This is a genomic window from Rhizobium sp. R635 (assembly GCF_002211285.1).
GTDB lineage: Bacteria > Pseudomonadota > Alphaproteobacteria > Rhizobiales > Rhizobiaceae > Rhizobium.
Map to the genome: position 1 here is coordinate 83,993 of NZ_LOKX01000010.1, position 19,578 is coordinate 103,570.

The 19,578-nt window shown below is 61.6% G+C and carries 20 protein-coding genes; 8 read left to right on the forward strand and 12 right to left on the reverse strand.

Features of this window, described 5'->3' with window-relative positions; all coding sequences use genetic code 11:
• The first annotated feature begins 55 nt into the window (after positions 1–55).
• Both ATY78_RS09920 and ATY78_RS09925 read left to right on the forward strand, forming a co-directional pair.
• Entirely contained in the window at positions 56–907 is an 852-nt protein-coding gene (locus tag ATY78_RS09920) for an SDR family NAD(P)-dependent oxidoreductase (protein WP_088682213.1), read from the forward strand.
• A gap of 83 nt (positions 908–990) precedes the next feature.
• Positions 991–1,632 (forward strand): LysE family translocator, encoded by a 642-nt coding sequence (locus ATY78_RS09925; RefSeq protein WP_088682167.1) that lies wholly within the window; start codon positions 991–993, stop codon positions 1,630–1,632.
• A 96-nt stretch (positions 1,633–1,728) separates the two neighbouring features.
• Here ATY78_RS09925 and ATY78_RS09930 read toward each other — a convergent pair whose 3' ends face one another.
• The 5 genes from ATY78_RS09930 to ATY78_RS09950 form a co-directional block, all read right to left on the reverse strand.
• Complete coding sequence (locus ATY78_RS09930) at positions 1,729–2,523, reverse strand: ABC transporter ATP-binding protein (RefSeq protein ID WP_088682168.1); 795 nt, start codon at positions 2,521–2,523, stop codon at positions 1,729–1,731.
• Positions 2,520–3,398: an ABC transporter permease gene (locus ATY78_RS09935; protein WP_088682169.1), complete on the reverse strand. Its 879-nt coding sequence runs from the start codon at positions 3,396–3,398 to the stop codon at positions 2,520–2,522. Before ATY78_RS09935 ends, ATY78_RS09930 begins: the two co-directional genes overlap by 4 nt.
• A gap of 121 nt (positions 3,399–3,519) precedes the next feature.
• Positions 3,520–4,473, reverse strand: a complete 954-nt coding sequence (locus ATY78_RS09940; protein ID WP_088682170.1) for an ABC transporter substrate-binding protein — start codon at positions 4,471–4,473, stop codon at positions 3,520–3,522.
• A 93-nt stretch (positions 4,474–4,566) separates the two neighbouring features.
• Complete coding sequence (gene rlmN, locus ATY78_RS09945; protein WP_088682171.1) at positions 4,567–5,796, reverse strand: 23S rRNA (adenine(2503)-C(2))-methyltransferase RlmN; 1,230 nt, start codon at positions 5,794–5,796, stop codon at positions 4,567–4,569.
• 245 nt (positions 5,797–6,041) lie between these two features.
• Positions 6,042–6,551, reverse strand: coding sequence for an invasion associated locus B family protein (locus ATY78_RS09950; protein WP_088682172.1), 510 nt, complete (start codon positions 6,549–6,551; stop codon positions 6,042–6,044).
• Between the two features lie 335 nt (positions 6,552–6,886).
• Between ATY78_RS09950 and ATY78_RS09955 the strand changes: the two genes are divergently transcribed.
• Complete coding sequence (locus tag ATY78_RS09955; protein ID WP_088682173.1) at positions 6,887–7,444, forward strand: sigma-70 family RNA polymerase sigma factor; 558 nt, start codon at positions 6,887–6,889, stop codon at positions 7,442–7,444.
• On the opposite strand, the gene ATY78_RS09960 is transcribed toward ATY78_RS09955, so the two are convergent.
• Together ATY78_RS09960 and ATY78_RS09965 are read right to left on the reverse strand one after the other, a co-directional pair.
• Complete coding sequence (locus ATY78_RS09960; protein ID WP_088682174.1) at positions 7,441–7,833, reverse strand: YkvA family protein; 393 nt, start codon at positions 7,831–7,833, stop codon at positions 7,441–7,443. The genes ATY78_RS09955 and ATY78_RS09960 overlap by 4 nt on opposite strands.
• Before the next feature lie 50 nt (positions 7,834–7,883).
• Positions 7,884–8,189, reverse strand: coding sequence for a 4a-hydroxytetrahydrobiopterin dehydratase (locus tag ATY78_RS09965; protein ID WP_088682175.1), 306 nt, complete (start codon positions 8,187–8,189; stop codon positions 7,884–7,886).
• A 201-nt stretch (positions 8,190–8,390) separates the two neighbouring features.
• Here ATY78_RS09965 and ATY78_RS09970 point away from each other — a divergent pair, with 201 nt between their 5' ends.
• Entirely contained in the window at positions 8,391–8,837 is a 447-nt protein-coding gene (locus tag ATY78_RS09970) for a low molecular weight protein-tyrosine-phosphatase (protein WP_088682176.1), read from the forward strand.
• Here the strand turns inward: ATY78_RS09970 and thpR are convergent.
• Together thpR and ATY78_RS09980 are read right to left on the reverse strand one after the other, a co-directional pair.
• Positions 8,744–9,337, reverse strand: a complete 594-nt coding sequence (thpR, locus tag ATY78_RS09975; RefSeq protein ID WP_088682177.1) for an RNA 2',3'-cyclic phosphodiesterase — start codon at positions 9,335–9,337, stop codon at positions 8,744–8,746. The two genes, ATY78_RS09970 and thpR, sit on opposite strands and share 94 nt — an antisense overlap.
• A gap of 68 nt (positions 9,338–9,405) precedes the next feature.
• Positions 9,406–10,050: an arylesterase gene (locus ATY78_RS09980; RefSeq protein ID WP_088682178.1), complete on the reverse strand. Its 645-nt coding sequence runs from the start codon at positions 10,048–10,050 to the stop codon at positions 9,406–9,408.
• Between the two features lie 72 nt (positions 10,051–10,122).
• Here ATY78_RS09980 and ATY78_RS09985 point away from each other — a divergent pair, with 72 nt between their 5' ends.
• From ATY78_RS09985 to ATY78_RS10000, 4 genes are all read left to right on the forward strand, one after another.
• Positions 10,123–10,830: an ABC transporter ATP-binding protein gene (locus ATY78_RS09985; protein WP_088682179.1), complete on the forward strand. Its 708-nt coding sequence runs from the start codon at positions 10,123–10,125 to the stop codon at positions 10,828–10,830.
• Positions 10,827–13,370 carry an ABC transporter permease gene (locus tag ATY78_RS09990; protein ID WP_088682180.1) on the forward strand — a complete coding sequence of 848 codons (2,544 nt, stop codon included), beginning with the start codon at positions 10,827–10,829 and terminating at the stop codon, positions 13,368–13,370. Before ATY78_RS09985 ends, ATY78_RS09990 begins: the two co-directional genes overlap by 4 nt.
• Positions 13,371–13,551: 181 nt before the next feature.
• On the forward strand, positions 13,552–14,280 hold the full coding sequence (locus ATY78_RS09995) for a Bax inhibitor-1/YccA family protein (protein WP_088682181.1): 729 nt from the start codon (positions 13,552–13,554) through the stop codon (positions 14,278–14,280).
• Positions 14,281–14,389: 109 nt separating this feature from the next.
• Entirely contained in the window at positions 14,390–14,947 is a 558-nt protein-coding gene (locus ATY78_RS10000) for a GNAT family N-acetyltransferase (protein WP_088682182.1), read from the forward strand.
• Between the two features lie 6 nt (positions 14,948–14,953).
• On the opposite strand, the gene ATY78_RS10005 is transcribed toward ATY78_RS10000, so the two are convergent.
• From ATY78_RS10005 to acnA, 3 genes are all read right to left on the reverse strand, one after another.
• A complete protein-coding gene (locus ATY78_RS10005; protein WP_088682183.1) occupies positions 14,954–15,355 on the reverse strand; it encodes a DUF2794 domain-containing protein in 402 nt (133 codons plus the stop codon).
• A gap of 312 nt (positions 15,356–15,667) precedes the next feature.
• Positions 15,668–16,408, reverse strand: coding sequence for a thioredoxin family protein (locus ATY78_RS10010; protein WP_088682184.1), 741 nt, complete (start codon positions 16,406–16,408; stop codon positions 15,668–15,670).
• A 234-nt stretch (positions 16,409–16,642) separates the two neighbouring features.
• Positions 16,643–19,333 carry an aconitate hydratase AcnA gene (gene acnA, locus ATY78_RS10015; RefSeq protein WP_088682185.1) on the reverse strand — a complete coding sequence of 897 codons (2,691 nt, stop codon included), beginning with the start codon at positions 19,331–19,333 and terminating at the stop codon, positions 16,643–16,645.
• Positions 19,334–19,578 lie beyond the last annotated feature (245 nt).

Sequence of the window (19,578 nt, forward strand, 5' to 3'; positions counted from 1 at the left end):
GAAAGCGGAGCCCATATTCGCCAACGTCCGAACAATGATCGAGGAGGGGCTCCCCGTGACGAATATTCAAGACATTTTCAAGAAATCCAATGTTGCAGTCGTCACCGGCGGCGCTTCCGGCATCGGCTTTGCCGCGGCGAAATATTTCGCCGAGCGCGGCATGAGCGTCGTCATCGCCGATCTCGGCGGCGACCGGCTGGCGAACGCCGCCGACGAACTCAAGGCCATTTCAGGCGAGGAAAATGTGATGGCGGTCGAGACCGACGTCGCAAGCCGCGACTCGCTGGAAGCGCTCGAACGCGCGGTGCTCCAGCGTTTCGGCCGCGTGCACGTGCTGATGAACAATGCCGGCATCGGCCCGGAAACCTCGATCTTCAGCCCGCAGGCGAACTGGGACCATATCTTCGCCGTCAACCTGATGGGCGTCATAAACGGCACGCGCACCTTCGGCCCGAAGATGCTGTCGCATGGCGAGCCCGGCCTCATCATCAACACCGGCTCCAAGCAGGGCATCACCACGCCGCCCGGCAATCCCGCCTACAATATCTCCAAATCAGGCGTGAAGGTCTTCACCGAGGCATTGGAGCACGAGCTTCGCAACACCGAAGGCGCGAAGATCTCCGCGCATCTCCTGATCCCCGGCTTCGTCTTCACCGGCCTCACCCAGGGCGACCGCGCGGAAAAGCCGGCCGGCGCCTGGACGCCGGAGCAGACGGTCGATTTCATGATCGAAAGCCTCGCACGCGGCGATTTCTATATTCTCTGCCCCGACAACGACGTGGCCCGCCCGCTCGACGAACGCCGCATGGCATGGGCTGCCGGCGATATCATCGAGAACCGCCCGCCGCTGTCGCGCTGGCACAAGGACTATGCCGACAAGTTCAAGGCCTTTCTGGAACAGAAGTGATCGGCGCCATCAGCAGGTTTGATTGGTAATTTTCTGACAGCCGCGTAAGAAATTACCGGTCTTTCCGGCTTTCAGAGCGTGCCATGGATTTCCTGCCCGACCTGCCGACACTTCTGGCCTTTGCCGCCGCAACGCTCCTGCTTGCGGCGACCCCGGGCCCTGACATGACGCTGTCGATCAGCCGTGCGCTGGCCCAGGGCAAGAAGGCAGCACTCTTCGTCGTCATCGGCACCAGCCTCGGCATCGTCGTCCACACCATGCTGGTCGCCTTCGGCATTTCGGCGCTGATCACCGCTTCGTCGACCGCCTTCCTGATCCTGAAGACCGGCGGTGCTGCGTATCTGTTCTGGCTGGCGGTGCAGGCGATCCGCTTCGGCTCGAAGCTCACCGTCGCCAAGGTCGAGGCGCAGAAGGGAACCGCGCTCGCAAACATCTCGTCCGGCTTCTGGGTCAACCTCCTGAACCCGAAGGTCATCATCTTCTTCATGACCTTCCTGCCGCAATTCGTCAGCGCCGGCGATCCCGCCGTCACGCAGAAGCTGCTTTTCCTTGGGCTTTGCTTCATCCTGTTCGCCATGCCGGTCAATGCCGCCGTGGTCCTTGCCGCCGACTGGCTGGCCTCGTGGCTGCAGAACAACAGGAAGGTGCTGCGCGGCATGGACTACACCTTCGCCGGCGTCTTCTCGCTCTTCGCGGCCAAGATCCTGCTCACCCAGGCACGCTGAGCTCAGCCGATCAGCACGCGGTCGCGCAGCGATCCGCACGCTGTCGGTTTATCCGATCAGCACGCTGTTGGCTCAGCCGATCAGCACGCTGTTGGCTTAGCCAATCAGCAAAGCATCGTCATCGAGCGTCTGGCCGCGCATCTTGCGGAACATGGCGATGAGGTCTTCGACCTGCAGGTTCTTTCGGTTGTCGCCCGCCACGTCGAGAACGATCTCGCCGCCATGCAGCATGATCGTGCGGTGGCCGTAATCCAGCGCCTGGCGCATGGAATGCGTCACCATCATCGTCGTCAGCTTGCGCTCGGCAACGATCTTCTGCGTGAGGTTCATCACGAACTCGGCCATCCCGGGATCGAGCGCTGCCGTATGTTCGTCGAGCAATAGCACTTCCGAGCCGGCAAGTGTCGCCATGACGAGCGAAACCGCCTGCCGCTGTCCGCCCGAGAGCAGATCCATGCGATCCTTCAGCCGGTTTTCCAGCCCGAGGTTCAACTCGGCGATCCGCTCCTTGAAATAGTCGCGCCTGTTACCGCCGAGCGCCGGCAGAAGTCCGCGCTTTTCGCCGCGCCGGGCGGCCAGAGCAAGATTCTCTTCGATCGACAGCGCGCCGCAGCTTCCCGTCAGCGGATCCTGGAAAACGCGGGCGACGAGACCGGCGCGCGCCGCCGTCGACTTGCGCGTCACGTCGCTCTTGCCGATCAGCACCTGGCCTTCGCTCGGCAGGACGTCGCCGGCGAGCACGCCGAGCAGCGTAGATTTGCCAGCGCCGTTGGAGCCGATGACGGTGACGAAGGAGCCTTGCTCGATGGTCAGGCTGACGCCGTTCAGCGCCTGCTTCTGCAGCGGCGTGCCGCGCCCGAAAACGACCTTGATATCCCTAACGCTGATCACGATGCGGCACCTCGGCGAAGACGGGGAAGGATGAGTGCGACGGTCACCAGCACCGCCGTGACGAAGTTGAGGTCGGAGGCCTGCAAGCCGATGACATCGCTCGAAAGCGCCAGCTGGATCGCGATACGATAGAGGATCGAACCGAGCACGCAGCCGATCAGCGCGATCAACAGACCCCGGCGCCCGAGCAGCGTCTCGCCGATGATGACGGCGGCGAGGCCGACGACGATCGTGCCGACGCCGGAGGTGACGTCGGCAAAGCCGTTCGTCTGGGCAAACAATGCGCCGCCGAAGGCGACAAGCGCATTGGAGATCGCCATGCCGAGATAGATCTGCCGGCTGGTATCGACGCCTTGGGCGCGGGCCATCCGCGCATTGGCGCCGGTCGCGCGCATGGCAAGCCCGGCATCGCTTTCCAGGAAGCGCCAGACCAGGAGGAGCGCGACGACGACGAGAACGCCGACGAAGAGCGGCCGCACGTAGAAATCACGCAGGCCATGGCCGAAGAACGGGCTGATCATCGTGTCGGCATTGATCAGCGCGACGTTGGGTTTGCCCATTACTCTCAAATTGACGGAAAACAGCGCGATCATCGTCAGGATCGAGGCGAGCAGATTGAGGATCTTGAAGCGCACGTTGAGCAGCGCCGTCACCATGCCGGCCGCTGCTCCTGCCGCCATTGCGATCAACGCCGCAAGCCAGGCGTTGACGCCGGCGATGATCAGCACTGCCGTTACCGCCGCGCCGAGCGGAAAGGAACCGTCCACCGTCAGGTCGGGAAAATCGAGGACGCGGAAGGCGAGATAGACGCCGAGAGCGACGAAGGAATAGACCAGGCCGAGCTCGACGGCCCCCCAGAATGCGATTTGGCTCAAGGCTTTCAGCCCCTTTTTGTTTCCGTTCCGCCCGTCGCGAAACCGCAGCCTTTTAATACTTCAGCCGCCCCCGTGCAAACGGGAGCGGCTGAATGTGAATGGTCGATGCAACGATGAACGCTTATTCGATGACCTTGTTGGCGCGCGAAAGCACGCTTTCAGGCAGGGTGATTCCCATCTTGGCCGCAGCAGCCTTGTTGACGACGAGATCGCTGCCGGCTGCGGTCTTGACGGCGATATCGCCCGGGTTCTCACCCTTCAGCACGCGAACGACGATTTCGCCCGTCTGCTTGCCGACATCGTAATAGTTGAAGCCGAGGGCGGCGATCGAACCGCGCGAAACCGAATCCGTATCGGCAGTGAAGAGCGGCAGCTTGCTCTCTTCGGCAACCGCGACGGCGCCTTCGAGCGCGGAGATGATCGTGTTGTCGGTCGGAACGTAGATTGCGTCGGCGCGGCCGACGAGGGCACGCGCGGCACCCTGAACTTCGGCAGACTTAGTGGCGGCCGATTCCACAACCGTGAGGCCGGCCTTTTCGGCTTCGGCCTTCAGGACGGCAAGCAGCGAAACCGAATTCGCCTCGCCCGAATTGTAGAGATAACCGATCGTTTTAACCTTCGGCACGATTTCCTTGATCAGCGCCAGGTGTTCGGCAACGGGAGACATGTCGGAAAGGCCGGTGACGTTGCCGCCCGGCTTGTCCATGTTCTTGACGAGCTGGGCGCCAAGCGGATCGGAGACGGCGGTGAAGACGACGGGAATGTCGCGCGTCGCGGAGACGACGGCCTGGGCGGATGGCGTCGAGATCGGCACGATGACATTGGGCTCGTCGCCGGCGAACTGGCGAGCGATCTGGGCTGCCGTCGCCGGATTGCCCTGCGCCGATTCGAACAGGAACTTCAGGTTCTCGCCCTCTTTGTAGCCGGCCGCCGTCAGCACGTCGAGAACGCCCTTGCGGGCTGCGTCCAGCGCCGGGTGTTCGACGATCGCCGTCACGGCAACGGTAACGTCATCGGCCTTTGCGGGCAGGGAAAGCGCCAAAGTGGCGGCAAGAGCGAGCAGAATCGGGCGCATTTGTATCCTCCTGATTGATTTTGGCGGCACTATTAGGAAAAGCGCATGCTTAAATCAATGCAGGAGAATTGTAGCGAGGATCAAACTTGCTGATCAGTCGTCAGCGCCGTGATTGGCGATCATCATCGCCTCGAAGGCCAGGCGCTCGGTCTTGCGCATGCGTTCGGATTCCGATTTCAGCTGGCCGCAGGCGGCCAGAATGTCGCGGCCGCGCGGCGTGCGGATCGGCGAAGCGTAGCCGGCCGAATTGATGAAATCGGCGAATTTCTCGATCTGCTCCCAGTCGGAACACTGATAATTGGTGCCAGGCCAGGGGTTGAACGGAATGAGGTTGATCTTGGCCGGCACGCCCTTCAGGAGCTTGATTAGCCCCTTGGCGTCCTCAAGGCTGTCGTTGACGTCCTTCAGCATCACATATTCGAAGGTGATGCGCCGTGCGTTGGAAAGGCCGGGATAGGCCTTGCAGGCCTCGATCAGCTCTTTCAGCGGGTACTTCTTGTTGATCGGCACCAGAATGTCACGCAGGTCATCCCGCACCGCATGCAGCGAGATCGCCAGCATGACGCCGATCTCTTCGCCGGTGCGGAAGATCTCCGGCACGACGCCCGAGGTGGAAAGCGTCACGCGGCGCTTGGAGAGCGACAGCCCATCGCCATCGGTGGCGATCAACAATGCCTGCTTGACGGCATCGAAGTTATAAAGCGGCTCGCCCATGCCCATCATCACGATGTTGCTGACCTTGCGGCCCTCGGCAGGCATGATCGTACCCTGCGGCGCTTCGCGATCCGGGAAGTCGCCGAGCCGGTCGCGGGCAAGCAACAGCTGCGACAGAATTTCCTCCGCCGTCAGGTTGCGCACCAGGCGCTGTGTCCCGGTGTGACAGAATGAACAGGTGAGCGTGCAGCCGACCTGGCTTGAGATGCAGAGCGTGCCGCGGCCCTCTTCCGGAATGTAGACGGCCTCGATCTCGACGGGGCGGCCTGCGCCGCGCGCGGGAAAGCGCAGCAGCCATTTGCGCGTTCCGTCGTTGGAAACCTGCTCCTCGACGATTTCAGGACGCTCGATGGTGAAATGCTGCTTCAGCATTTCGCGCATGTCCTTGGCGACATTCGTCATATGGTCGAAGTCGGAAACCCCGCGCACATAGATCCAGTTCCAGAGCTGCGAGACGCGCATCTTGATCTGCTTCTCGGCCACACCCTTTTCCCGGAGCGCAGCCGCCATCTCCTCGCGGGAGAGCCCGATCAGCGACGGCTTCTCGACGCCGGAAGAGGGGCGCGCGGCCTGCGGCTTTTTGACGACGATCGCATCCATGACCGACATAGTCTTTCATCCCGAATTCGAACACGTAACCGTTCCGCAAGCCGCGGACTTCAGGGTCTGATCCGGAAGACTTGCGGGCGCATGACGGCACATTGGCAGAAATTGATGGCGGACGGCGACTGATATCGCGATCTGTCCGCTGTTTGCGCGGCCTTTAGCATCATTTTGCCCGCGCGTCACTATAGATGGAAATAACGAAGGCCGGCGCAAGGCCGGCCTTTTGAATTCTATCGACGAAAGTCCGCTTACTTGCAGGTTTCGATCTGCTTCAGCGCAGCCGAGATACCCGAAAGCGAATAGCTGTAGGAGGTGCCGGTGCCCTTGCGCGAGACGGCATTCACCGTCATCGAGTGACCGCTCTTCATCGCGGCGACGAGGGCCGGCTCCTGTGCGGCGTTTTCGACCCAGCCGGCCTTGTCCTTGGTGAACATCACGAAGGTCTTGTTGTCGATGACGACGTTGATCTTCGAATTTTCCTTCACCGTATAGCCCATCATCGCCTGCGGCTCGTAGGAAATGTTCTGGCCCGGACGCTGGGAGACAATGAAGAAATTGTCGCCGTGATCGACGCTTGCGGGCTGCTTTGCCGTCGGAACGGACAGCACGTAGCAGACGGTGCTGCTGCCCGACTTGTAGGAATAGGCGCCCCAGGCCTGGAACTGCTGGATGCGGTTCGGCGCGGCCTGCTGCGCTGCCGCCACTCCGGCCATGGTCAAGGTGAGTGCGAGGGCGGATACGATACTTTTTACAAACATGGATTCCTGCCGGTTCTTGCGATTCAAGGCCCGAAGCGATCATAGCGGGCGCCGCATAATCACGATCTGCTTTATTTTGACTTAATTCAGGTTACCAAATGGTCAACAATAGCTGCGATTTGTATCTGCCTGTGTCATTTCAACCCGAGTATCAATTTTCGTCCCTTTGACGGTCTTGGTCGTGACACCATGACGTGATGGCATCGGCCGTGCGTTCGGCTGAATTTAAGACACAAAGATTCAGGCAAGAGTTTGACCTTTCTCAATTCCGTTGTACCTCATTAAGACTTGGAAATTCGGGGCAAAATTTCGCCGCAGGGGGCTCGTGAGAGAACATGGATGCCGGGGAAAGACAGCGTTTCGCTGCCCTCGCAAAGGCCGTTGCGGACGACCGCGACCAGCAGGCCTTTTCCATCCTGTTCGATTATTTCGCGCCCCGCCTGAAATCCTGGCTGATGCGCCGGAAGATGACGGCAGGCGAGGCCGAGGAGCTGGTCCAGGAAATCATGATCGTGCTTTGGCACAAGGCCGGTCTCTACGATGCCACGCGATCTTCGCTGTCGACCTGGCTTTTCCGTATTGCCCGCAACCGCCGGATCGACCTGCAGCGCCGCACCAGCACCCGCGTCTTCGACGAGACCGATCCGGCCCTGCGGCCGCCCGCCGAGATCGGCGCGGATGAAATGATCGCCAACGACGACCGCGACGCCAAGATACGCGCCGCCATCGGAGAACTGCCGGAGGAACAGCGCGACATGCTGCGCGCCGCCTTCTTCCTCGGCCAATCGCATTCGGAAATCGCCGAGGCGACCGGACTGCCGCTCGGCACGGTCAAATCGCGCATCCGGCTTGCCTTCGGCAAGCTCCGCAAGGTGCTGGAGCAGGAGAGTTAAATGGTTTTCATCACCTCTTCCGGCCCGTCGGCGAGCACGCGGTCGGCCGCTTCGTAATGGCCTGGCCGGATATGGCCGCGCACCATGGCGAAGGCAGCCGAGAGCACCGCGATATCGTCGGAAAAACCGATGACGGCGAAAATGTCGGGGATCATGTCGACCGGCATGACGAAATAGGCAAGTGCCGCGAGCAGCACGCCGCGCACCTTGGTCGGCGTCTGCGGATCGAGCGCGCAGTAGAAACCGGCGACGACATCACGCGAAAACGGAATCTGCCGCACCGCCCGCCGGAAGGTCGGCCAGAATTTCTGCCGCACGGTCTTTTCCCGGCGGCTCTGCGTATCCTCGTCGCCCGGCAGCAGGATTTCCCCGAATTTGACGTCGTCCATCCCTCACATCCTTTCGTCCATGCGAACATATGGTGATGGCGCGTCCGCTTTCAAACAAGTCGTCTCGCCGCCGCCTTCTCCATCGCCCTGGCGAGTTTGAAATCCAGCTCCGTCAGTCCGCCGGCATCATGCGTGTTCAGCGTCACCTCCACCTTGGAATAGACATTGAACCATTCGGGATGGTGGTTGAGCTTTTCAGCCGTAATCGCTGCTTCCGTCATGAAGCCGAAAGCCTCGATGAAATTTGAAAACTTGAATGTTTTCGATATCGCGGAGGCCGTGTCGTTGAGCGTCCAGCCCTCAAGCTTGCTCAGTTCAGCCTCGACTGCCGCACGCTCCAGTTTTTCCCATTTCATGCCATGGTCCTCCTATCCGTCTGCAGGTCTACCGATGAAACGCATCAGTATCCTCTTCGTTTGCATGGGCAATATATGCCGTTCGCCGCCAGAACAGGATGATTTAAGGCCGGATCGGCCTTAAATCTGAATCCTGTTCTTAATTAAAGAGTTAGAGCATGATGTCGTCCGAAAACCGCTCACAATTTTCGGCATCATGCTCTGGCGGAAGGAATTTTTGGCCATCTCGTCACGCAAGCGGGCCTGACCGATCATTTTACGATCGATTCTGCCGGCGCCGGCGGCTGGCACGAAGGCGATCAGCCCGACCAGCGCTCGATCGCCACCGCGAAAAGCCATGGCATAGACATATCGGGACAGCACGCCCGGCGCATCCAACCCAAGGATTTCATGGATTTCGATCTGATCCTCGCCATGGACCGCGACAACGTGGCGGCACTTGAAAAGATCGCACCGCCGGGAACCGACATCCGTCTTTTCGGCGACGCCGCGCTTGGAACCGGAGAAGATATCCCCGATCCCTATTATGGCGGCCCGGGCGGTTTCGAGCTGGTTTATACCAGGCTCTTGACCGGCTGCAGCAGCCTGCTCGAAACGCTCGGCGTCGAGCGCGCCTCGTGCAGCGGGAACACTTCCTCGGTGAGGTAAGGGCCGCCGCCGACCGATTCGCGCGATGAAAGCAGCACGAAGCGCGGCGCCGTGAAGGTCGCGGTGTGGAAGTTGCCGCGTCCGGCCAGATACTGCACGACATCGTCGAGCCGCGAGGACTTGAGCCTTGCCAGCGTCACATGCGGCGTGAATTTGCGCGGATCCGGCGGCAGGCCGATGCGCTGGCAGATGCGCTCGATCTCAGCCTGCAGAGCATACATCTCAGGCGATTGCGAAACGCCGGCCCAGACCGAATGCGGTTTCTTCGAGCCGAAGGAACCGATACCTTCGAGCCGGAACTGAAATTCCGGCCGGTCGATCCGGTCGAGGCGTTCTACGATTTCATCGGCCGTACGGCCGTCGACATCACCGATGAAGCGCAACGTGATGTGGTAATTCTCCACATCGATCCATCGTGCTCCGGGGAGGCCACCGCGCAGCAATGAAAGGCTCATCGCCGCATTGCGCGGAATTTCGAGGGCGGTAAACAGTCTCGGCATAACGAGCACTCCCCGAATCTTTTGCAGGTACTCACACGGAATCACGCAATCAACAACCGCGCAAGCCCCTATTTCTTCACAGTAGAAATCGTCCCGATGAAATTTGTGACATCGGCTTCCATCTTGCCGACCATGACGTCCACGCCCTTGGCATTCGGATGCATTCCGTCCTCGAGCTTCAGCCCCGCATCCAGCGCCACACCGTCGAGGAAGAAGGCATAGAGCGGAACCCCGTGTTTTTCCGAAAGTTCCCGGTAGATCGGATTGAAGCGCGCGGCATAGTCCGCCCCCATGTTCGGCGGTGCCATCATGCCGACGAGCAGCACGGCAATTCCTCGTTCCTTTAGCCGGGCAATCATCTGGTCGAGATTCTTTTCGCTCTCCTGAGGCGGGATGCCGCGCAACGCATCATTGGCGCCGAGCTCCAGAATGACGCCATCGGTGCCGTCGGGAACCGACCAGTCGATCCGGGCAAGCCCTCCTGTCGTCGTATCGCCGGAGACACCGGCATTGGCGATCGCGACGTCGAGCCCCTTCGCCTTCAGGGCCGCCTGCAGCTTTTCGGGAAAGCCGTCACCGGGCGGCAGCTGATACCCCGCCATCAGGCTGTCGCCAAATCCGACGAGATTGATCGTCCGTGCATTTGCTGCGGCGGCAAAGATCAGCGAGACGGCAATGACGGTGAATTGAAGGGCGGCAACTTTAAATCTCATCCTGCTTTCCCTAGATTGGCGAGGGGCCGTTATGCGGCCATTGGATTACGGACTTATATAGGGCGATTTCCCTTGGCAAAAACCATCATCGAGTTGAAGAGCGCCGATCTGACCCTCGGCAGCGCCGCCGCTTCCGTCCATGTGCTGAAGGGCATCGATCTCGATATCGCCGCCGGCGAATCCGTCGGCATCGTCGGCCCTTCCGGTTCCGGCAAGTCCACTCTGCTGATGGTGCTGGCCGGGCTGGAGAAGCTCGACAGCGGCGAGATCAACATCAACGACACGCCGCTCCACAGCCTGAGCGAGGACCAGGTCGCCGATTTCCGCGGCCGCAACATCGGTATCGTCTTCCAGTCCTTCCACCTGATCGCCAACATGACGGCGCTGGAAAACGTCGCCGTGCCGCTGGAGCTCGCCAATGTTGCGAATGCCTTCGACATCGCCCATCGCGAGCTGAATTCGGTCGGCCTCGGCGAGCGGCTGAACCACTATCCCGGCCAGCTTTCCGGCGGCGAACAGCAACGCGTGGCGATCGCCAGGGCGCTTGCCCCCTCGCCCGCCCTGCTGATCGCCGACGAACCCACAGGCAATCTCGATACCGAGACCGGCCGCCAGATCGCCGACCTGCTGTTTGCCAAGCAGGCCGAACGCGGCATGACCCTGCTTCTCGTCACCCATGACGTCTCGCTTGCAAACCGCTGCTCGCGCCAGATCCGCGTTCGCTCCGGCAGGATCGAAGGCGACAGCGCCGCCCGCCACAGCGAGGCGGCATTCGCATGAGGATCGTCACGCCACGCGTTTCGCTCGCTCTTCGCCTGGCGCTCCGCGAGCTGCGCGGCGGCATTCGCGGCTTCTACATCTTCCTTGCCTGCATCGCGCTCGGCACCGGCGCCATCGCCGCCGTCAATTCGGTTTCGCAATCGATCACCGACACGATCGCCTCGCAGGGCCAGGAGCTGCTTGCCGGCGACGTCCGCTTCGAGCTGAACAACCGCGAGGCCACGCCGGCCGAAATGAATTTCCTCGAAGGTCTCGGCGCCGTCTCGGTTTCGACCGGCCTGCGCTCGATGGCCCGCAAGCCCGACGGTTCCGACCAGGCACTGGTCGAGGTCAAGGCGGTCGACGACGCCTATCCGCTCTATGGCAAATTCGCGGCCGAGCCGGATTATCTGCTTGCAGCGCTGCTTTCAGGCGAAGGCGGCACTTACGGCGCGGTGGCGGCCCCCCTGCTTCTCGATCGCCTCGGCCTCTCGGTCGGCGACGAATTGCTGCTCGGCAACGTCAAGCTCAGCATCACAGGCACGGTGAAAACCGAGCCGGACGCGCTGTCGGAAGGTTTCGGCTTTGCGCCGCGCCTGCTCGTCAGCCGCAAGGCGCTCCAGGCCTCGGGGCTGATCCAGACGGGAAGCCTGGTCGAACATGCCTATAAGATCCGGCTGGAAGACAGGGCCGCGATGTCGGGTATCCAGGCGCGCGCCGCCAAGGAATTCCCTTCCGCAGGCTGGGCGATCCGTACCAGCGACCGCGCGGCACCCTCGCTCACCGAAAACATCACCCGCTTTTCGCAATTCCTGACGCTGGTCGGCCTGACCGCGCTGATCGTCGGCGGCGTCGGTGTCGCCAATGCCGTGCGCGCCTTCCTGGATTCCAAGCGCACCACCATCGCCACCTTCAAATGCCTCGGCGCGCCAGCGGCAACGGTCGTTCTGATCTACCTCTTCCAGATCGCCATCATCGCCTTCGGCGGCATTGCGATCGGCCTCGTCATCGGCGCCCTGTCGCCGATCTTCGCAGCGCAGTTCCTGGCGCAATTCCTGCCGGTCTCCACAGCGCCGACCCTTTATCCCGGCGCCCTGCTGCTCGCGAGCCTCTTCGGCATCCTGACGACGCTCGCCTTCGCCATCCTGCCGCTCGGCCACGCCCGCGAAGTGCCCGCGACGGCGCTCTTCCGCGAGCAGGGCTTCGAAGCCCGCCATCTGCCGTCCTGGCCCTATGTCCTGCTGGCCGCCCTCTTCATGGCGGCCCTTGCGGGCCTTGCCATCCTCACCGCCTATGATCGTTTCATCGCCGTGGTCTTCGTCGGCGCCATCGTCTTCGCCTTCGTCGTCTTGCGCCTGGTCGCGGCACTGATCGCCTGGCTTGCGCGCCGCAGCCCCCGCGTCAACTCGCCCGCGCTCAGGCTTGCGATCGGCAACATCCATCGCCCCGGCGCGCTGACGCCGTCTGTCGTGCTTTCGCTCGGCCTCGGCCTGGCATTGCTGGTGACGCTGACCCTGATCGACGGAAACCTGCGCCGGCAGCTGACCGGCCGCATGAACGAGGGCGCGCCGAACTTCTTCTTCGTCGACATCCAGAGCGCCGAGGTCGGCGCTTTCCGAGATCTCGTCCAGGCGCAGGCGCCGAAGGGCAAGCTCATGGAAGTGCCGATGCTGCGCGGCCGGATCGTCGCCTTCAACGGGCAGGACGTCACCAAGATGAACGTACCGGCCGCCGGCCGCTGGGTGCTGAATGGCGACCGCGGCATCACCTACGCCGACACCCTGCCGGAAAATGCCGCCCTCACCGAAGGCAGCTGGTGGGACAAGGATTACAGCGGCGAACCGCTCGTCTCCTTCTCCTCCGAAGAGGCGCACGAACTCGGCCTCAAGATCGGCGATACCGTCACCGTCAACGTGCTCGGACGCAACATCACGGCGAAGATCGCCAATCTGCGCCGTGTCCAATGGGAATCGCTGTCGATCAATTTCGTCATGGTCTTCTCGCCCAATACCTTCCGCGGCGCCCCGCACGCCTGGCTGGCGACCCTGACCGATCCCTCCTCGACGCCGGCCGAGGATGCGGCGATCCTGAAATCCGTCACCAATACTTACCCGACGATCACCAGCGTCCGCGTGAAAGACGCGATCGACATCGTCAATCAGCTGGTCGCGCAGCTGGCGACCGCGATCCGCGCCGCAGCCTCGGTCGCGCTGATCGCCTCGATCCTCGTCCTTGCCGGCGCGCTCGCCGCCGGAAACCGGGCGCGCACCCACGACGCCGTGGTGCTGAAGACGCTCGGCGCCACGCGCGCCATGCTGATCCGCGCCTTCAGCTACGAATATCTGATCCTGGGGCTCGCGACCGCGATCTTCTCGCTGATCGCCGGCGCCGTCGCCGCCTGGTTCATCGTCGCCCGCATCATGCGCCTGCCATCCACCTTCCTGCCCGATGTGGCCGGGCTGACGCTCGTCACCGCACTGGTGCTCACCGTCGGCATCGGCCTCATCGGCACCTGGCGCATCCTCGGGCAGAAGGCGGCGCCCGTACTGCGCGAGCTTTGATGAGGCTACGGCGCACAAAAGCCCTTCACCTTACGGCGATTTAACCGGCTGCGCCTTGGCAACCCTCTTGTTTGCAATGGGCGAAAGCCTCATATTGTCGGCAGGCATGCTGGAGCTCCGCAGCGGCGCCCGGGTCGAAAACCCGACACCGTATCTCCATCGGAGCTTGTAAGAGGAAACTATGGCTGATCTTCGTAACTATCAAAGCCGCGCTCAGACCGGCGAGATGATTGATCAAGGCCTGCGCGCATATATGCTCAAGGTCTACAACCTGATGGCGCTGGGTCTGGCGATCACCGGTGTGGCCGCATATCTCGGATTCAACTTCGCCGTACAGGACGGCCAGCTCACCCAGTTCGGCGCGGTTCTGTTCCAGTCGCCGTTGCGCTGGGTCGTCATTCTTGCGCCGCTGGCGGTCGTCTTCTTCCTGAGCTTCCGCATTCACCAGATGAGCGTGTCCGCCGCCCAGACGACCTTCTGGGTCTACGCCGCCCTGGTGGGTCTGTCGCTCTCGTCGATCTTCCTGGTCTATACGGGCCAGAGCGTCGTCCAGACCTTCTTCGTCACCGCCGCTTCCTTCGGCGCGCTGTCGCTTTACGGCTACACGACGAAGCGTGACCTGTCGGCAATGGGCTCGTTCCTGATGATGGGTCTCTTCGGCCTGATCATCGCCTCGATCGTCAACATCTTCCTAGCCTCATCCGCCATGCAGTTCGCGATCTCGGTGATCGGCGTTCTGATCTTCGCAGGCCTCACTGCCTACGATACGCAGCGGATCAAGGAACTCTACTACGAAGCCGATGACGTCGCCGTCGCCGGCCGCAAGGCGATCATGGGCGCGCTGACGCTCTATCTCGACTTCCTCAACCTCTTCATGTTCCTGTTGCAGTTCATGGGCAACCGCAGATAATCAGGCGCATTGAGATCGAAAAAGGCGGCTTCGGCCGCCTTTTTTGTTGCGCCGGTTTCCGGAGGATGGTTTTAGGAGGGCCTTGCTTCCCGATGGACCAGCCGCCGAAATGTCCTTCCTCCTGCGCGATGCGTCGCAAGCCGATATTCCCGCCATTACGGAGATCTATCGCGACTCCGTCCTGAACGGCGTTGCAAGCTATGAGATTGCTCCACCCTCCGAGGCCGAGATGATGCAGCGTTTTTCGGCGATCGTCGGCCAGCAATATCCCTATATCGCCGCGACAGATGCGGACGAAAACCTCCTCGGCTACGCCTACGCCTCGGCCTTCCGCGCCCGTCCCGCCTATCGCTGGATGGTGGAGGATTCGATCTATCTGGCGCCTGAAGCTCGCGGGCGGGGCATCGGCAAGGCGCTGCTCGACGAACTGATCGGCCGCTGCACTGCTCTCGGTTTTCGTCAGATGGTGGCCGTCATCGGCGGCGCGAGCCCCGCTTCGATCGCCGTTCATCTCAAGACTGGCTTTGTCGAAGTCGGCCTGATGAGAGGCACCGGCTACAAGCACGGCCGCTGGCTGGACACGATGTTCATGCAGCGCACCCTTGGCGATGGCACGATGACCGATCCGGACTTATCAGCCTACCCCGGCACGCTGTTTGTCGGCTGATACGCCCTATTTCTCAACGAGCTTCAGGGCCTTGTCGAACACTTTGAGGACCTGGTTCAGCTCGTGTCCGCGCTTCAGGATCATCCCGTTGACGTTGATGACGGAATAGGCGCCCTGCTTGGCGGCGAGCTTCGGGTTCTTTTCGATACGGAAGAGCGGCATTTCGCCGGAGCGCTTGAAGACGGAAAAGACCGCCCTGTCCTTCAGGTGATCGATGGCGTAATCGCGCCATTCACCCTCGCCGACCATGCGGCCATAGATCCAGAGGATCGCGTCCAGTTCGCGCCGATGAAAAGTGACCGGAAGCGGGTCCTTGCTTTGTTTGTATTCCCTGAGATCGACGACGACTGAGGAACTGTTGTCGACGGAGCGGCTTTCGCCGTGTCGCAAATCCGGCTGATCTGTCATCAGTCTCCCGAGGCCTCCGCTTGTGACAGGAGAGTGACAGTTTGCCCGAGCCGTCATAAATTGCAAGAGCGCCGCCCGTCACATTCCGCCGCACCGCAGTGCCGCGCGTCCCCGCACCTTCGCTGGGGACGAAGGTTGCTTTCTCCCCAGTGCCGCATTTCAGTCAAAACAGCGCCTCATTTGCAGGGGATTTATGCATCCCGGTTTGGCGCCAGCGCGCCAAAGGGCCCGGCGGAGCGTATCGACCTTAACCCCAGCCCCGAATACGCTCGGCCGGGCCGCCCGGCCCTTCATCCGTTACCGGATGAAGTCTCAGATGTTTTTTCCAGCCATCACCACGGTCGCGCCAAGGATCGCAGCCGGATCGCCGTCGGCGTTCGCCGACTGCAGCAGAATCGCGCAGCCCTCGAGCTGCGGCCGCTGCAACACGCTCGCCGGTAGCGTCAGGCTGGTCGCCTTGCCGTCCCACATGCCGACCGTTTCGACATTGGTGACGCTGTGCAGATAGGAGATCTTCTTGCCGCTGTTCTCGCCCTTTTCGACGTCGATCGTCTTTTCCTTGTCGAAATAGACCATCACGACATTGGCCTTGCCCTGTCCCGCGCCGATCTTGATCTCCAACTCGTCGCCGCGCATCGCGGCGCTGATCGGAATGTTCAGCCCATTGCCTTCGCTGCTGTCGGTCTCGATCTTGCTGTTGATGCCGTTGAGATCGGAGCCTGCGAGGTGGCTGCGTCCGTTGACGACCGCCTGCGGCGTATAGACGTTGCTGCGGCCCATCGTCCTGGCATAACCATATTGCCGCTCGGTATTTTCCTTGGAGCTCAGCGTATCGGCCCAGCCGAGATAATTCCAGTAATCGACGTGGTAGGCGAGCGCGATGACGTCGCCCTGGTTCACCAGCTTGCGGAAGGCCGCATCAGCGGGAGGACAGGAGGAACAGCCCTGCGAGGTGAAAAGTTCGACGACGCCTTTCGGCGTGCCGTCTTCGGCATGCAACGAGCCTGCGAGAACAATGCCGGCGATCAGCGGAATCAAAAAACGGGGGGACATTCACCTGCACCTCTTTTTCAGCGCCGACGGCATGTTGGAACCGGAGGCCCTGACATATGAACGTACGAATAATCCTTCCGGGTCCAAACGAAAAGTCACGAACGGGTGAGACGTAGCTCGACGGGAAGGCGGTGAAAACAAATCATCGTGAGCCCGATCAGATACTGCCGCCGCAAAGAAAAGCCGCCGGAAATTGCTTTCCGGCGGCCATTATCAATGGGAAGCTCTCAACAATCAGGCAGCGAGATCGCGCAGGACCGTCTGCAGGATGCCGCCATTGTTGAGGTAGATCACCTCGTCGAGCGTATCGACGCGCGACAGCAGCGGAACTTCCTTCACGGAGCCGTCGCCATAAGTGATCTTGGCGATCTTCCGCTCGCGCGGCTTGATCTTGTCGAGGCCCTCGATGGTGACGAGTTCATCGCCCTTCAGGCCGAGGCTCTGCCAGGTCGTGCCCTCTTCGAAGACGAAGGGGATGACGCCCATGCCGACCAGGTTCGAGCGATGGATACGCTCGAAGGACTGGGCGACCACAGCCTTGACGCCGAGCAGGTTGGTGCCCTTGGCAGCCCAGTCGCGCGACGAGCCGTTGCCGTATTCGACACCGGCGAAGATGACGAGCGGCACGCCTTCGGCCTTGTACTGCATGGCGGCGTCGTAGATCGACGTCTCTTCCTTCGACGGGTAGTGGATGGTGTAGCCACCTTCCTTGCCGTTCGGGCCGAGCATGTGGTTGCGGATGCGGATATTGGCGAAGGTGCCGCGCATCATCACTTCATGGTTGCCGCGGCGCGTGCCGTACTGGTTGAAGTCGGCAACGGCGACGTCGTGGCCGATGAGGTAGGCGCCAGCGGGCGATGCCGCCTTGATCGAACCGGCCGGGGAGATGTGGTCGGTGGTGATCTTGTCGCCGAACAGGCCGAGGACGCGCGCGCCCTTGATGTCTGCGACGCCGGTGCCCTTCTTGCCCATGCCGACGAAGTAGGGCGGGTTCTGGACATAGGTCGAGTTGTCGTCCCAGGCATAGGTCTGGCCCGGCGGGACCTGAACGGCCTGCCAGTTGACGTCGCCCTTGAAGACGTCGGCATATTTGCTTTCGTAGAGCTCGCGGGTGACGTACTTCTGGATGAACTCCTGCACTTCGTGCGAGGTCGGCCAGATATCCTTGAGATAGACGGGGTTGCCGTTCTGGTCTTCGCCGATCGGCTCCTTCGTCAGGTCCTTCTGCACCGTGCCGGCGAGAGCGTAGGCGACGACGAGCGGCGGCGAAGCGAGGTAATTCGCCTGGACGTCAGGCGAGATACGGCCTTCGAAGTTACGGTTGCCGGAGAGCACGCCCGATACGATCAGGCCCTTGTCGTTGATCGTCTTCGAGATCGGCGCCGGCAGCGGACCGGAATTGCCGATGCAGGTGGTGCAGCCGAAGCCGACCAAGTTGAAGCCGAGTTTGTCGAGGTCGGCCTGCAGGCCCGACTTGGCGAGATATTCGCCGACGACCTGCGATCCCGGCGCCAGCGAGGTCTTGACCCACGGCTTGGTCTTCAGGCCCTTGGCAACGGCGTTGCGGGCGAGAAGGCCGGCCGCGATCAGCACCGACGGGTTGGAGGTGTTGGTGCAGGAGGTGATGGCGGCAATCGCGACGTCACCATGGCCGAGATCGAAATCCGTGCCTTCGACCGCATAGCGGTTGGCAAGCTGGCCGGGCTTCTTGTAATCGGCATCCATCGAGCCGGCGAAGCCGGAAGCGATGTTTTCAAGCGCGATGCGGCCTTCCGGACGCTTGGGGCCGGCCATCGACGGCACGACGTCGCCGAGGTCGAGTTCGAGCGTGTCGGTGAAGACGAGATCGGAACCATCGCCTTCGCGCCACATGCCCTGGGCCTTCGAATAGGCTTCGACGAGTGCGATCCGGTCGTGCGTACGGCCGGACATGGTGAGGTAGTTGATGGTTTCGCCGTCGACCGGGAAGAAGCCGCAGGTCGCGCCGTATTCCGGACCCATGTTGCCGATCGTCGCGCGGTCGGCGAGCGGCATGTTGTCCATGCCCGGGCCGAAGAATTCGACGAACTTGGAAACGACGCCCTTCTTGCGCAGCATCTGCACGACGGTCAGAACGAGGTCGGTCGCGGTGACGCCTTCCTTGAGCTTGCCGGTCAGCTTGAAGCCGATGACTTCGGGCAGGAGCATCGAAACCGGCTGGCCGAGCATGGCCGCTTCCGCCTCGATACCGCCGACGCCCCAGCCGAGAACGCCGAGGCCGTTGATCATCGTCGTGTGGCTGTCGGTGCCGACGCAGGTATCGGGATAGGCGATCGTCTCGCCGTCCTCTTCCTTGGTCCAGACGGTCTGGCCGAGATATTCGAGGTTGACCTGGTGACAGATACCGGTGCCGGGGGGAACGACGCGGAAGTTCTTGAATGCCTGCTGCCCCCACTTCAGGAAGCGGTAGCGCTCGCCGTTGCGCTGATATTCCAGCTCGACGTTCTTGGCGAAGGCCTGCGGCGTGCCGAATTCGTCGACGATGACGGAGTGGTCGATGACGAGGTCGACGGGAACGAGCGGGTTGATCTTCTCAGGATCACCGCCGAGCGACACCATCGCGTCGCGCATCGCGGCCAGATCGACGACGGCGGGAACGCCGGTGAAGTCCTGCATCAGCACGCGCGCCGGGCGATAGGCGATCTCGTTTTCGACAGCACCCTTGTTGTTCAGCCACTCGGCGACCGCAACGATGTGCTCCTTGGTGACCGACTGGCCATCTTCGAAGCGCAGCAGATTTTCGAGCAGCACTTTCATCGAATAGGGAAGCTTCGATACGCCGGCCAGACCGTTTGCCTCAGCCTTGGGCAGGCTGTAATAGACATAGTCCTTTCCACCAACGGAAAGCGTGGAACGACAATTGAAACTGTCAAGAGATTTAGACACGAGAGACCCCGTTCTGATAGCCAACACAGTCGTGCGAACGCCTATGCACTTAATGCACATCAGGATGCGGGTACGGCCATTTCCGCTGTCCGCACGTGGAGCAGACGCTCCAAGTTCGGCGCAAGGATGAAATTCACGCCGACCGCTGGCGTGGTTGCCGGTCTTATAGATAATTTCCTAAAAACTTGCCATACCCGAGAACGATCAAAATCTGACATTTTTTGACCCCGCCGCAAGCAGCAACG